Raw genomic sequence first — 14,573 nt, 5'->3', positions numbered from 1 at the left:
CGGCACCTTCAATGCAACCCTGATCAATGCGGGTATCCCGACCATTTTTGTTGATGCCGAGGTGATCGGCTATACCGGTACCGAGCTGCAGGATGACATCAACAATGATGAAAAGGCACTGGCGATGTTCGAACGTATTCGGGCCTACGGCGCATTGAAAATGGGGCTAATCAGCCGCCTGGAAGAAGCTGAGACACGGCAGCATACGCCGAAAGTCGCCTTTGTCTCCAAACCGAAAACCTATCAGTCTTCAAGTGGCAAAGCTGTTACAGATAGTGAGGTCGACGTTCTGGTCCGGGCCCTGTCGATGGGCAAGTTGCATCACGCCATGATGGGTACCGCGGCCGTTGCAATTGCCTCCGCTGCCTGTGTACCGGGGACGCTGGTTAATCTGGCGGCCGGTGGCGGTGAAAAAGAATCGGTGACGTTCGGGCATCCGTCCGGGACGTTAAAAGTGGGCGCCAAGGCAAAGCAGGCTGAACAGGGCTGGGTGGTCGAGAAAGCCATTATGAGCCGCAGCGCGCGTATATTGATGGAGGGCTTTGTCCGTGTTCCATCCACTGTTTTCGAATAACAGGTCTTTGAAAATAAGCCTTTGAATAGCAATGTCAGGACATACTGGAGGAAGCAATATGTCTGCATATCAGAAAGAATACCAGTTGGCACAAACCGCGCCGGAAGAGTTTTGGAAACAGCAAGCCAACAAGATTGCCTGGTTCAAGTTTCCTCAAATCATTCTCAGCAAGGATGAACAGGGCATTGACCGCTGGTTTGCCGACGGTGAACTCAACACGGCCTATCTGGCACTGGATCATCATGTCGAGCAGGGAAGGGGCGATCAAACTGCACTGATCTATGATTCGCCCGTGACTGGCCAGAAAGCCCGTTATACCTACCGCGTACTGCGTGATCAGGTCGCCAAGACCGCCGGTATGCTGGCAAGCCTGGGCGTCAGCAAAGGGGATCGGGTAGTGATTTATATGCCGATGATCCCGGAAGCGGCGATGGCAATGCTGGCCTGTGCCCGCCTGGGTGCCATTCACTCGGTGGTGTTCGGTGGCTTTGCCCCGAACGAGCTGGCAGTAAGGATTGAAGACGCCGAGCCGAAAGTGATCATGACAGCCAGTTGTGGGGTGGAAATCAACAAGGTGCTTCCCTACAAGCCACTGGTTGATCAGGCCATTATGGATAGCCGCTGGAAACCTGATCATGTTGTCGTACATCAGCGCAAGCAGTGTCAGGCCGAACTGAATCAGGAGCGTGACAAAGACTGGTCTGCATTGATGCGAACGGCCACACCTCACGATTGTGTACCTGTATTGGCAACCGATCCGCTTTATATCCTGTATACCTCTGGTACCACGGGTAAACCCAAGGGCGTGGTGCGTGATAACGGCGGTCATGCCGTTGCGATGAATTACAGCATGAGCACAATTTACGATGTTGAACCAGGGGATGTGTACTGGGCAGCTTCGGATGTCGGCTGGGTCGTTGGTCACTCCTACATTGTCTATGCACCGTTAATTTATGGCTGCACCACCATTATGTACGAAGGTAAGCCGGTTCGTACTCCTGATCCGGGTGCTTTCTGGCGGGTTTGTCAGGAGTACGGGGTCAAAGCGCTGTTCTCCGCGCCGACTGCCTTCCGGGCGATTAAGAAAGAAGATCCTGAAGGTGAACACCTTAAGCAGTACCCGATGCCATCATTGAAAACGATATTTATGGCTGGTGAGCGCTTAGATCCGCCGACACTGGAATGGGTGCAGAGCAAGACCGGACGTCCGGTGGTTGATCACTGGTGGCAGACTGAAACCGGGTGGGCCATTGCCGGTAACCCGATTGGGCTGGAAAACTTTGCTGTTAAGCCGGGCTCGGCAACAAAGCCAATACCTGGTTATTTGGTCGAGGTGCTTAACGAGCTCGGTGAGCCGCAGAAAGCCAGCGAGCAAGGTTATATCGCTATCAAGCGTCCACTGCCACCGGGCTGCCTGCCTACAGTGTGGCGTAACCATGACCGCTTTGAATCAGGTTACCTGAGCCAGTTCCCGGGCTACTACGTTTCCGGTGATGGTGGCTATATTGATGAAGACGGTTATCTGTTCGTGATGGGGCGCATTGATGATGTGATCAACGTGGCCGGGCATCGCTTGTCGACAGGTGAGATGGAAGAGGTTGTCGGCGGTCACGAAGCTGTTGCCGAGTGTGCTGTAATAGGTATTCACGATGATCTCAAGGGCCAGTTGCCACTGGGGCTGGTGGTACTCAAAGACGGTTATGTGTCGGAAGGCGGGGCAATAGAAAATGAGCTGCTGCAAAAAGTACGGCAGGAAATTGGTGCCGTTGCCTGCTTCAAACGGGCATTGATTGTTGATCGTCTGCCTAAAACACGATCCGGTAAGATCTTACGCCGGGTGATCCGCCAGATTGCTGATGGTGAGCAATATGTGGTGCCGTCTACCATCGATGATCCATCCAGCCTGCAAGAGATTGAACGGGTACTGGAATAAGTATTCCTAAATTAATAAGACTCCCTGTGTAAACAGCTTTTGCATCGCAAGATGCAACGGCTGTTTTTTTATGGGACAAGACAAGCCTCAAGCCCGCTCATGTTTTAGTGTTAACGAGAGTACATCGATCCGTTGCCAGCTCAGTTCTGAAGTGGCTTGGCGCAAGCTGGGTGTCATTACTTTCCTAGTGAATCAGGGAGCTCTGAGTGATATGGCTCTAAAATTGCTTGTATCTTAGATAATTATGCAGAGTTGTTTAGATTTAGGATGCAGGGACGAGAGGAGACATGGGATGTCGATTAACGTAACGGTATTGTGCCTGGCACTGGCGGTGGTTGCCTTTGATTATATTGCCAACCGTGATGGCTTAAATAGCGAGCCGCAGCTGCAATATGTCAATGATACGGATTCATCAGATCAGAAAGTAGCGCAAGAGCCATTCAAGATTGATTTGCCGCCTCGCGGCGTAGTGCTGGGGGCCGTGTACGTCGGCCAGTAAGAGGCTTTATCTGGCTTGATTATGAAAATCCCCACGACAGTTGTCGTGGGGACAGATGTTGATGTAGATAGGGCCTAGGAGTCTTGGCTGTATCTTTTTAAAAATGCATTTCTTGTTTTTCTTAGGGCAAATTGGGACTGTTGTTTTATTTTTCGCCTAGCCTGTGTTGTGTTTTTGTTCATGGTTATTGTTCAATACGCTCCCTGTACGCTTGCCTTACTGTGGTGGTTATTAATAGCAGTATTGGGATGTTATTACATGCTAATTTTGGCTGCCAAGAGTGATGTGCATTCCAGAATTTGAGGTGCCTAAAGGCGTTGTTTGATAAGTAATTGATATGGATTTTATTAGAATTATTACTCAGCATAAGTCTATCAATTAGAATGAGATATATCAGTTTTGACAGCGAGTTCCGGTATAGCTTCGAAGCGCTGTATTCTCTACAGAGAGGTACTGTCGGCTTGTGGTTTGTTGTTGAGGCTGTCTCGTAAATCAATCAACGGCTGTTGGCTGACTTCGATGATACTGCGAACAGGCCTGTCGAGTTCGATGATTAATGTCAGGACCAACGAGAAGGACAGTGCAAATGGAATAGCGGCAACCAGAAGGCGGCTTTCTCCTTGGGCTCCCACCTGAACGCCGTTGAGTGCAATTGTCAAAAAGGTCAGAAGGGCAAGTGTAATCCAGATACTGATCGGGATCCTCCCTCTTAGGCCGTAGTTAACTCGCTCGCTGTGAATGTCGAAGACTGTATTGAGTGAGTCTATATAGAGCTGGCTTTGAAGTGGCGACAAGTGATGGTGGCTTTTGACGGCGATTTTCCAAAGCTCTTGCTGAATTTGTTCGCTTTCGCGAATTATCTGGTTGACGAGAAGTTTGCGTTGGCTTTGCTCTTCTACCACCCGGATATCGACATATTTGCTAAGCAGTTGGTGGCTTTGAGTCCGATAGGGTTCTTTCAATAACTCGGTTCGCAACATAGCCGTCCCAACTGCGTTGGCTTCTTTTAACACCAATTGTTTTCTGATGTCGTTTTTGGAGGCAGCCATGCTAAAAGAAATGGCAAGAATAAAGGCGAGCAGACTGGCAAGGCCGGTTGCCATTGGAGTAATGGCCTTGCTGATCTGGCTAGTGGCAAAACGGCGGGTAATGCGGAAGCCAAACTCAAACATGATGCTAATCGAACAAAAAACCAGAACCAGAATGAGAAAGATAGACAGCGAGTCAATATAGGTTTCTTGATACATAAATAGCCTTGAACCTTTGTTTTTATTGGTAGCGTTTTAACGCTTTTGGTTAGTCAAAAGTATAGCGGCAAACACTGAGGCAGGTGGCTAAGAGGTAAAAGAGAAGAGAGCTTTAGTATCAGCTTCTTAGTGAATAACCAAACTCCTTTGTTACCTTTATTGGAACAATGAGTTGCTTTTCGACTTATATATCTATTTTTGTTCACGTCATATTCTTTCAGGCAAGCAAACCAATCAATAACAGCCAGAAAGGACATAAGTTATGAGCCAGAATAAGTTTACCGAAACACTAACTGCCGATAATGCCGTGCTGGCTATGATCGATCACCAAACCGGCCTGATGGTGGGGTTGGGTGATGAGCATCCAACGGTGATCAAAAATAACATCTTGGGCCTGAGCAACATGGCGAAAGCAGCCGGAATTCCGTCAGTGATTACCGCCAGTATGCCTGAAGGTCCAAATGGCCCGGTGATGCCAGAAATCCAAGAAATCCTTGGTGGTGAAGTCATTAATCGTGACGGTGAGATTAATGCATGGAAAAGCGATAAGTTCCGTGATGCCGTTAAAGCAACTGGTCGCAAAAAAATCATTATGGCCGGTATCGTAACCGATGTCTGCCTGCTGTTTCCGGCACTGTCGGCCGTTGCTGAAGGCTACGATGTCTATGCCGTCATTGATGCATCCGGGACATGGAATAAAACTGTGCAAGAGGTGACGGTTCAGCGCTTGGTGCAGGCTGGTGTGAAAGTAACAACATGGGCTTCTGTTCTTGCCGAGGTTATGGATGATTGGCGTAGCGAAAATGCAGAAGCGTTAGGGTATGTGCTCGCTGGGCACACCACGAAGTATGGGTATGTTATGAATAGCCATTTTGCTAAATAAGTTAAGATTGAGCGAAACAGGCTGCTGAAAGGCAGCCTGTTTCTGTTAGGGCAGTGTTTGTTGTAGAAAGTCAAGAAAGGCGCGTAGCTTGGGAGCGACACCTTTATGGCTGGGATACAGACCATAAATGTCAACCGATTCACACTCCCAGTTATCAAGTACCCTGACGAGTTGACCGTTATCAATGAACTCTTCGCACATATAACTGGGTAGTACGGTAATGCCTGCTCCGTTAATTGCCAACTGGCGAAGTACGCTAAAGTCATCACAGCATAATGATGGTTCAATAGTGAGAGCTTGAGTTTGTTTACCTGATTGTAGGTGCCACTGGGGCTTTCTGTTGGTAGCTGTCATATGCAGGCACTCATGATCTTTGAGATCATCCGGATGGACTAGAGCTGTTTTTCTTTTTTTCAGGTAAGCAGGGCTGGCGTACAAGAACAGGTTTCTTGTGCATAAACGCTTGGCAATTAATGAGGAGTCTTCAAGCTTTCCAACTCTCAAAGCCATGTCAAAGCCTTCTTCAATGAGATCAACCCGCCGATTTGTCAGATGAATATCCAGTTTAACTTCTGGATACTGTTGCTTGAAAGTTGCCAAATAACGGCTGAGCAAGTTTTGGCCAACAGCAATAGAAGCACAAATTTTCAAGATCCCTCTGGGGGCTGCCATTAGCCCTTCTACAGATTGTTCGGCACTTTGGATTTCATCCATAATCCGCTGACAGTGCTGATAATAGACTTTTCCTATCTCTGTCAGGTGCTGGCTGCGTGTAGAACGTTCAAGCAGCTTGACGCCTAGTTCATTTTCTAACCGGGTAACTTTGCGGCTGATATTTGATTTGGGCAACCCGAAATCTTCAGCTGCTGCAGTAAAGCCGCCCTTGTTGACGACAGTCGTGAACACCATCATGTCGTTGAGGTTTTTCATACTGTTACCTTAAATAGAACAATGAGTGTTAATTTAACCTATATATCCGAATTTCTCCATTCGATATGCTTTCACCATGACTTACGCTACGCACAAATAACGATGTGACGGGAGATACAGATGGAATTATTGACATTTAATGAGTTGCCTCAGGGTGGTTTCGCAGGATTACGTGAAAAGCAGTTTGTTATTGACCAAAGAATACTTCAGGGGCAAAAACATCCATACGCAGCTAACGGTATAGGGAATTTCGTGTATCTGGCTGACGCTTCTTTCAGGCCTTATGGAGAAACACGCATGCATCCTCACAAAGAAGTCGATGTCATTTCTGTGATGGTTGAAGGCCGTATCAGTCATGCAGGTTCTTTGGAGCACGGGCAGCACCTTAATACCGGAGATGTGCAAGTTCAGCGGGCGGGTGGCGAAGGCTTTACACACAATGAAATCAACCCCGATGGCCGTGAAAATAATATGATCCAGCTGTGGGTGTTGCCCGAGCAGTACGGGGAGCCCGCGGGTTACAAGGTTTATAGTCCAGTACCCGGAATGCGCACTCGTATTTACGGTGGAAGTAAGTCGCAAGCCGAAACGTTCGATAGCAGTACCTTTATTGATGTGGCCTTGCTTGAAGCTGAGCAGTCTATCAGCCATGAAGGGGAAGTAATCGCCTATTTGGCGAAAGGTGAAGGAGTGGCAAACGGTGTTGCTATCAAACCACGAACATTAATTCGGACAACGGGGCTTGAGTTGGTGGCTAAATCTGAATCACAGCTAATTCTCATCTACAATTGATTGCAACGGAGACGAACGATGACTAGACAAAATCAGCCAGAACCGGCCAGCAGGCATACTATCGCTTTTGTGACGTTCTTAGGTTTGCTGCCGTTGGTGTATTTCATCCCTAGGTTGGTATCACAGTGGTTATCTGTTTCTCAATGGGTCGAGGTTATTATTACTGTGGCGATTATTGTTCCGATTATGAGCTACTTGATCTTACCTGGGTTTACTAAGCTTAGAGCCTGGCTGTTATCGTAATTTATCAGCGGTGACTTTTCGAAGGAGAACGCCATGGGATATAAGCACGTGTTGTTGGCACTTAACCTGGATGAAAATGCCGAATATCTGGTGAGCAAGGCGGCTGAGATAGCCCGCGTTCACCATGCCCTGTTCAGCGTGATCCATATCGATCCTGATCTTGGCCATTTAGAGCAAGGTGTCAGGGAGTTTGATGCGGTGAATATTGATGAAAGCAGCCACTATGAATCTGTTACAGCTATGAAGCGGCTGTTGAAAGGAACTAATTATCCGCTGTATAAGCACCTGTTTTACACAGGCTACATTGAAGATCAGATGGCCAATGCAGTTAAACAGTATGATGTCGATCTATTAATCCTGGGTCACCACCAGTCCAACATCTTTCGTCAGCTGATGCTCTCTCTCAGCGAGCCTCTGGTTCGGCAAATGCCCTGTGATCTTCAGTTGCTGAAACTGGAATGATCCCCGAACAGGTTGCATTGGAGTTAAGGGATACTGCTCATCAGGGCTGGTTGCAGTTAGTGCTCACTTAACGAAAAGTTGAGCGACGGATTGCCAGCGATATACAAATTCGTCAACTAGGCTGCCATCCGGTGCTTGCCATTGCTGTGCTCTGGCATTGAATGCCCCGAGCTTTTGGTAAAAGGTTTGGGCGGCTTGGTTGCCAGCCAAGACTTCAAGATACATGCCTTTATCTGGTGCCTGTTCAAGGGAAAGTTTGGCTGCTGCTTGCAAGAGTTGTTTGCCTAGGCCAATTCCTTGATAGCCGGAATCGATGTGCAGGTTTTCAACCAACGTGCCCCACTCGTGGTGATTATCCAGATAAACACAAATAAACCCACAGAGTCTGCTTCTTTCACGGGCTACCAAAATTCTCTGGTTGGGTTTGGGGGCGGCAAAGCGCTGCTGCCAGATATTTAGCCGGTTCTGAAAAATATCGTGGTTAAGATAGTTTTCCGATAGCAGCCCTCGGTATATGTCCTGCCAGCTTTTGGCGTGTAATGTGGCAATGGGGGCCATATCGTCTGGGGTTGCGATGTTTAGTTCAACCATGGTTTCCTTCCCAATTGTTACCTTCCAATTCCTTTTCCCTTGGTATAGTGCGCATTAAGAAGTATATGCGAAACCGCAAGTTGGATAGGAATTGTTAATGAATGTTCAGTACCTGAAAGCATTTGTACTGGCTGCGCAGTTAGGGTCGATTTCTGCCGCTGCCCGTGAGATGGGAAAACGGCAGTCTCAGGTTAGCCAGTGGATAGCCGATCTGGAAATTGATTTTGGTGTCGAGCTGTTTGTTCGTACCGGTAACAGTACTCGCCTTAGTGAGGCCGGTGAAATCTTGTTGCCTCGCGTTATTCATACTGTTAGCCAGGCAGATAAACTGGCAGTTTGTGCATCGGCGCTGGCAAGGGACGAGCCAATGATCCTGCGTCTGGGCGTCGATAACTATATTCCCCAGTCATGTCTGAATAGGGCACTTTCGGAGGTTTTGCAGCAGCAGACACTTAATCTTGAGCTCTATTCCGATGACAGAGAAGTGCTGTTTGAGCAACTTAACAATGATGAGCTTGATGTTGCCTTGCTCTCGGAATCTTCCGTTCTGCACTACAGCGACTTTCAGTATTGTCGCCTGGGAAGCTACTGTGATGTTTTGGTTGTCGGCAGTATCCACCCGCTGGTGGCTGAAACGACGGCTACTAAAACGACAATATCGGCAGATCAACTTGCTCAGTACCGTGAACTGATCTGGACCAGAGAAAGTATTTCTGCTGAAACTGAAGCTGGCTATAGTCCAAGCTATGCCGCTTTCTCGGAAATTGGCACCGTGGTGAACCTGCTAACAAACGGAGTGGGATTTGCGTTCCTGCCAATCGATATGATTCGCATTGAGCTTGAGAGCGGTAAACTGAAACAACTGCAACCCGACTTTGAACAGGCCGAAATGATACGCCGGGTCGAACTGGTCTGGCAGCAAGGGCTGGAGCTGACAGAACAAGGAAAGCGCCTAATCGACAAGATGAAGGCCAATCACACCTTTACCCGCTGACAATTAGCCCCTCTAATCATGTGGCCCCTCTACACCATTAGGAATAGAGTGGCCATATAGGTCATGGTGAGCGACTAGTCCTGGCTGTCGAACACTGTTTTACCCTGAAGAACTGTCATGAGGATTGTAGTGTCGGCAATGCTCTCGGGGCTCAGCTCGGTGATATCCCGGTCAAGAACCACCAGATCTGCAGACTTGCCTACTTCGATGGAGCCGGTGATGTCTTCAAGCCCCAAGCTGATAGCGGCATTGATAGTGTAGGCATCAATGGCAGCATCGATGTTCGGCAAGCCTGTCTTGCCCATCAACAAGCTGTTTGCGATACCGACCAGCGGGTTGATGTTATGAACATTCCAGTCGCTACTCAGGCTGACATTGGCTCCGGCATCATACAAGCGACGAACCTGCATCAATGAGCGGGTACGTTTTGCGCCGAGGAACGCTTCGGCCCAGCGATGATCATGTTCGGCAATATAGTCCGAGCCGACCTGAAAATCAGCGCTGACCTGTAATGGCTTGAAGCGGTTGATATCCTTGCTGTTGACCATCTCGACATGGGTCAGGGTGTAGTCTCTGTTGGCACCTTGGTTTCGTGCATGCTCGATGGCGTTTAGTGATTCCCGAATCGCCCCATCGCCGATAGCATGGATATGGGCACCGTAACCGATCTTATCCAGTGCTGTTAGCCAGCTTTTCATTTGTGAGGGCGGAATATAATTAATGCCGTAAGGCTCGTCCTCGATGTAAGTAAACAGGTAGGGAGCGAGTGTTTTGGCGGTTCCGTTGATAAGGATACCGTCGCTGTACATTTTGACCTGGTCGACAATCAGCAAAGACTCAGGATCGCGGCTTTGAATGCGTTTCAAGAAGCTAAGCTGGGATGCCTGATCGTCTTGAGGATAAATCCATGGGCGAAGTGACACCCGGGCCGTTAGCTCATTGTTGGCCTGTGCTTCTTTCCATACCTCATACCACCCCCGCTTCCAGTAGAGTCGGCCGTCGCCAATGGTCGTGATCCCGTGAGCGGCTGCTTCTTCGAGTCCGTTCATCAAGCCAGCGTAACTTTGGTTAAACGGATCACTCATGCTGTTCCAAGCCAGCTCCATCACAATGTCACCGGCGTTATCGAGCAAAATCCCGTTTAGCTCGCCGGTATCAGGATCTTTGAGGATTTTCCCGCCCTGTGGCTCCGGTGAGGTCTTGCTAATGCCGGCCAGTTTCAGCGCCTGTGAGTTGACCCACATGGAGTGCGAGGTTTGTTCCATAATGACCACTGGCTGGTCCGGGAATATACGGTCCATTACGGCCAGTGGCGTCTCAGTGTTGCCTTCATTCAGGGTAAGATCCAGCGTGAAGCCATACCCCATTAGCCACTCGCCTTTTTTGGCATTTTTTCGGCACTGCTTGAGGTAGGGGATTTGCTCGCTTAGGGTGGCGTCTGTATTCAGCTCGCAGTTCCCGCCAGCTTCCGAAGCCGCCTCGAAGACATGGTTATGGTTATCGACAAAACCCGGTAGCAGCATGGCTCCCTCTAGATCGATAATCTCAGTCTCAGGCTGTCGCAAACGTTCGGCTATCTGATTGCTACCGACATAGAGGATTTTCCCGTCGGCAATTGCGACAGCTTCGGCTGGTTTGTCGGCATACACTTTGGCATTTTTGAAGATGGTGTCGGCCATTTCAGCGGCGGCTGTGTGGGGTACAGACATCATTGCTACGCCCAGCAATGCAGCCTGTTGGACTTTTTTCATTATAGTGATCCTAATATGTTTATGTTTGCAAGCTGAAGAGCTGTAACCTACTCGGTTGTATCGGTTTTCCCTGGCATTACAGCATGTACTGCGACGAGAGAAAGAATAGCTGATGGTTATCGCTCATGTCACTGGGGAATAGCGTAAGGAAAATCACATGATAATGAAAAATACTCAGTATCATGATTCCGTGATACTGAATAGCGAGGGAGGGTATAAGTGAGCCTGACGTGTTGAGTTCAGGCCCACTTGCAGAGTTGACTGGATGTCAGTCAGTTACTGTTGCGGGTTTAACTCCTGTATTGTGCCATTACGCCTTCTTTTGCGATGAAGCGGTGGCTGACTTCACCGACATTATCCTGGCTGTCGGCTTTTAGGGTGTAATTCTTGCCGTCATTGAGTTTGTTAAAGTCGACCGCGTACTGGGTGTAGACATCACCGAACTGATAACGAACATGCATTATTTTCTGATCGAGGTTGTAGGCCAGTGAATACTGGGTGGCATAACCTGTCATTACCCCGTCTATCTCCCGGTTGGCAGCATCCAGTGGAACGTGATAGGTCGAGCTGTTGATTTTGGCCAGTCCGTTCAGGTAGCTGGTGGGCTCTTCAAGCTGCTCCAGCATATATTTGTTCCAGATAAAGCGTTGTTCTGATGCCACGTTCCCGGGCAGGGTGAAAGAGCCACTTATCACGCTCTGTGATTTGGGCTTTTGCTCCTCCCAGCTCTTGAGGTGCTGGTGATATTCAGGGCTGTTGGTTAGAACATCATATTGCTTGCCGTGATAAACCTCCCACTGCCCGTCGATGAACTCTAGGATGGCAGAGTCGCCGTTGGCATCTTGAATCGCGTAGTGGCCTTTGAGGGCTTCGCCGTCATGAACAAATTGCTGTATCTGGACTTTCTTCAGGCCTGCTACAGCTTCTTCGACGCTCGCGTAGTTATCCAGGATATAAGGCACAATTCGTGAGTTTTCCAATTGAGGCCGCTCAGCTGTGTAGTCTCCCGGCGATTCTTCGTTAAAGTAAAGCGCATTGGCAGCCAGCCCTGCTTCGTTAAAGCCATCAACGCCAGCTTTGCCATAAAAGGTAGCCATGATGGAGGCATACTTAGAAGTCCACTGTTTGCTGTCAGCTCCTGAATCGGCACCCAGGTAGGACTGCCCTTTGGCACGAACATCGATTGTTGGATGAGTTTCTACCATCCAGTCCATTGTACGAGAAACAAAGACCCCGTGGTTTTCGGTTTCCCAGATCAAGCGGGAGCATGCTTCGGCGGCAGTGGCTGTGAATACGACACCTAGGGCAACGGCAGTTGCGAGAACAGTCTTATTTCTTTTCATGAGCGGCCTCTTGGTAAACGTTATGGTGTTATGTATGGTCTAATCGCCAAATCACGGTTCCTATATTAGCGACTTCACCACACACGTAATCTCAGTTATGTTGGGGAAAACCCAACAAAAGACATCTTAGATATGCTTCGATTTTCATTTGATCAGCTGCAAGCATTCATCGCTGTTGCCGAGCAGGGCTCATTTAGCAAGGCTGCGAGAGAGCTGAAAAAAGATCGTTCGACCATTCATCAGCAGGTGGGCAACCTGGAAATAGACTTGGGACTGACGCTGTTTGATCGCAGTGGTAAGTTTCCGGTGATGACAGAAGCGGCAAGGCCACTTTTTCGGTATGCGCTGTTGGTGATCCGTCAGGCCGAGCAGCTGCAGAGCGTGAGTGAAAGTTTGTATAGCCGTCAGGAGCCCGAGCTAACGATATACCATGATATTACGCTGCCGGTGGTCGTGATCCGAAGAATGGATGCGGAGCTGCGGCAGCAATTTCCCGATACTCAGATCCATTGGTTGCACCGGGGTAAACAGGAAGGGGTCGATGCCCTTCTCAGCGGTAAAGCCGATTTGTCCATCGCCATGAACTCGGCAAGAACAATGGTTCCACCAAAAGGCATCGCGTTTATCAATCTGGGGTTTATGGCATTTCATTTTTACACGGCCTGTGATTCATCTTTGCAACAACTGCCGGTAGTTACGCTTAATGAATTACAAAGCGAACAGCAATACATGCTGGAGAACTATGCCAATGCCGGTTTAGGTGAAACACTGCGGATGTCAGCTCGCAACAGCATGATCAGTAATATGGATGTGCTGCTGGGGCTGTTGCAAGACTCTGGCTGGGCGATTTTGCCCCTCCATATAGCGGAGTCGGAAGAATATCGCGGCAGGCTCAAGCGGCTCGAGGTGGATTTTCTTAATCATGTCGGACGCTGGGGATATGCCTTGCTGTATTGTGAGCAGGGTGAGACGGGGCCTGTTAAAACAGCTGCAATGGAAGCGGTGAAAAAGCAGTTTCGTATGCTGTTGGCTGAGGAATGAATCCTTAGAATTGGTTGAGCAGTATCATCGCCAGTGTGAGTTTTCTGTGACTAATACAACGTTACAGCGAATTATATAATTTCCTTTCTTAGTTTTGTGACCAATTTAATCATGATTGACAAATTGGTTGATCTTGATCTGCTATTTTAATCTTTTTGGTTAACCAATTTTGCTTTCATGTCGATACTGGTAGGTAGCTCCTGACAGAAACATATAAAGGATTAACATGAACAGCAAACTCTTTACCCTAACACCTCTCGCTGTGGCACTTGTTCTCGCCGGTTGTAATTCATCTTCTGACTCTAATGGAAACGATGATAAAGGTGATTTTCTGCAACCTGTTATTAAATCACGCGTACATGCGGTTATCGAAGCCGATGGTTATCAATTCCGTGATGCTAATGGCAGTGGCAAGCTTGAGCCTTATGAGGATTGGCGTCTGACAGCAGAAGAGCGAAGTGCAGATCTTGTTCGGCGAATGAGCCTTGAAGAAAAAACCGGGATGATGATGATTGATACTTTAAATGCTGATAGTTATGGCAAACTGCCAGATTCAGCAAAGGAGTATGTTAATAATGAAAAAATGACTCGGTTTATTTTTCGAAATTCCGTTGTGGCTGAGCCTGACCGAGATGTAGTGGGTGGTAGATCGGGGGCCGAAATCACTCCGAAGGAAGCGGCATCATTTATGAATTCGATGCAGGAATTGGCTGAGAATACTCCCCATGGCATCCCGGTATTGTTCAAGTCAAATGCTCGAAACCATATTGACCCTTCAGCTAAAGCCGGTATTAATGTTTCTTCCGGCGCATTTTCGGCCTGGCCAAAAGAAGCGGGCCTGGCGGCAACTCGGGATATGGATTTGATTGCTGAGTTTGCAAAGATTATGAATGATGAGTGGTCATCAATAGGCCTTCGTAGTATGTACGGCTATATGATGGATCTTGCGACAGAACCTCGATGGTACCGGGTACATGAGACTTTCACCGAAGATGCAGAACTTGCCGCTGATATTATGGGCTCACTTATTGTCGGACTGCAGGGAGAGTCATTGAATCAGGATAGTATTGCTCTGACAATCAAGCACTTTCCTGGTGGTGGCCCTCAAGAGGATGGTGGCGATCCGCATTATGACTTTGGTAAAAATCAGAATTACGAAGGGAATAACTTCGATTATCACTTGATTCCATTTATTGCAGCAATCAAGGCCGGTGCGTCTTCCATCATGCCGTACTATGGTATTCCGGTCGATCAAGATGTGAACCCTAACAATGTCGGCATGTCCTTTTC

15 protein-coding genes are annotated in these 14,573 nt (G+C 48.4%); 10 read left to right on the top strand and 5 right to left on the bottom strand.

The genetic code is table 11. The features are described 5' to 3' along the window. The 3 genes from MHN01_RS05445 to MHN01_RS05435 all read left to right on the top strand — a co-directional run. Positions 1–574, top strand: a 574-nt coding sequence (locus MHN01_RS05445) for a PrpF domain-containing protein (protein WP_304622841.1), incomplete at its 5' end; no start/stop codon positions are given. Between the two features lie 58 nt (positions 575–632). Further along, positions 633–2,507: a propionyl-CoA synthetase gene (locus MHN01_RS05440; RefSeq protein ID WP_239410388.1), complete on the top strand. Its 1,875-nt coding sequence runs from the start codon at positions 633–635 to the stop codon at positions 2,505–2,507. Positions 2,508–2,799: 292 nt separating this feature from the next. Next, entirely contained in the window at positions 2,800–3,006 is a 207-nt protein-coding gene (locus MHN01_RS05435; protein ID WP_239410387.1) for a hypothetical protein, read from the top strand. 440 nt (positions 3,007–3,446) lie between these two features. On the opposite strand, the gene MHN01_RS05430 is transcribed toward MHN01_RS05435, so the two are convergent. Beyond that, positions 3,447–4,253, bottom strand: coding sequence for a hypothetical protein (locus MHN01_RS05430; protein WP_239410386.1), 807 nt, complete (start codon positions 4,251–4,253; stop codon positions 3,447–3,449). Between the two features lie 262 nt (positions 4,254–4,515). On the opposite strand from MHN01_RS05430, the gene MHN01_RS05425 reads away from it, so the two are divergent. Next, positions 4,516–5,136, top strand: coding sequence for an isochorismatase family protein (locus MHN01_RS05425; RefSeq protein WP_239410385.1), 621 nt, complete (start codon positions 4,516–4,518; stop codon positions 5,134–5,136). A gap of 45 nt (positions 5,137–5,181) precedes the next feature. Here the strand turns inward: MHN01_RS05425 and MHN01_RS05420 are convergent, their stop codons facing one another. Further along, positions 5,182–6,066, bottom strand: a complete 885-nt coding sequence (locus tag MHN01_RS05420) for a LysR family transcriptional regulator (RefSeq protein ID WP_239410384.1) — start codon at positions 6,064–6,066, stop codon at positions 5,182–5,184. Between the two features lie 120 nt (positions 6,067–6,186). Between MHN01_RS05420 and MHN01_RS05415 the strand changes: the two genes are divergently transcribed. From MHN01_RS05415 to MHN01_RS05405, 3 genes are read left to right on the top strand one after another with little or no spacing between them, the layout of a single operon-like run. After that, on the top strand, positions 6,187–6,858 hold the full coding sequence (locus MHN01_RS05415; RefSeq protein ID WP_239410383.1) for a pirin family protein: 672 nt from the start codon (positions 6,187–6,189) through the stop codon (positions 6,856–6,858). An 18-nt stretch (positions 6,859–6,876) separates the two neighbouring features. Continuing rightward, entirely contained in the window at positions 6,877–7,101 is a 225-nt protein-coding gene (locus MHN01_RS05410; protein ID WP_239410382.1) for a hypothetical protein, read from the top strand. Positions 7,102–7,134: 33 nt separating this feature from the next. Further along, complete coding sequence (locus MHN01_RS05405; protein WP_239410381.1) at positions 7,135–7,563, top strand: universal stress protein; 429 nt, start codon at positions 7,135–7,137, stop codon at positions 7,561–7,563. A gap of 63 nt (positions 7,564–7,626) precedes the next feature. On the opposite strand, the gene MHN01_RS05400 is transcribed toward MHN01_RS05405, so the two are convergent. Then, entirely contained in the window at positions 7,627–8,154 is a 528-nt protein-coding gene (locus tag MHN01_RS05400) for a GNAT family N-acetyltransferase (protein WP_239410380.1), read from the bottom strand. A gap of 97 nt (positions 8,155–8,251) precedes the next feature. Here MHN01_RS05400 and MHN01_RS05395 point away from each other — a divergent pair, with 97 nt between their 5' ends. Next, complete coding sequence (locus MHN01_RS05395) at positions 8,252–9,148, top strand: LysR family transcriptional regulator (protein ID WP_239410379.1); 897 nt, start codon at positions 8,252–8,254, stop codon at positions 9,146–9,148. 74 nt (positions 9,149–9,222) lie between these two features. Here MHN01_RS05395 and MHN01_RS05390 read toward each other — a convergent pair whose 3' ends face one another. Continuing rightward, positions 9,223–10,899 carry an amidohydrolase gene (locus MHN01_RS05390; RefSeq protein ID WP_239410378.1) on the bottom strand — a complete coding sequence of 559 codons (1,677 nt, stop codon included), beginning with the start codon at positions 10,897–10,899 and terminating at the stop codon, positions 9,223–9,225. Between the two features lie 290 nt (positions 10,900–11,189). After that, positions 11,190–12,242, bottom strand: coding sequence for a linear amide C-N hydrolase (locus tag MHN01_RS05385; protein ID WP_239410377.1), 1,053 nt, complete (start codon positions 12,240–12,242; stop codon positions 11,190–11,192). A gap of 132 nt (positions 12,243–12,374) precedes the next feature. On the opposite strand from MHN01_RS05385, the gene MHN01_RS05380 reads away from it, so the two are divergent. Next, a complete protein-coding gene (locus MHN01_RS05380) occupies positions 12,375–13,283 on the top strand; it encodes a LysR family transcriptional regulator (RefSeq protein WP_239410376.1) in 909 nt (302 codons plus the stop codon). Between the two features lie 226 nt (positions 13,284–13,509). Continuing rightward, a partial coding sequence (locus MHN01_RS05375) for a glycoside hydrolase family 3 N-terminal domain-containing protein (protein ID WP_304622840.1) occupies positions 13,510–14,573 on the top strand: 1,064 nt, incomplete at its 3' end.

The sequence above is a fragment of the Photobacterium sp. OFAV2-7 genome (assembly GCF_022347985.1).
In the GTDB taxonomy this organism is placed as follows: Bacteria; Pseudomonadota; Gammaproteobacteria; order Enterobacterales; family Vibrionaceae; genus Photobacterium.
Note: the sequence above shows the minus strand (reverse complement) of the source record. Positions and strands in the feature narration are given on the sequence as shown.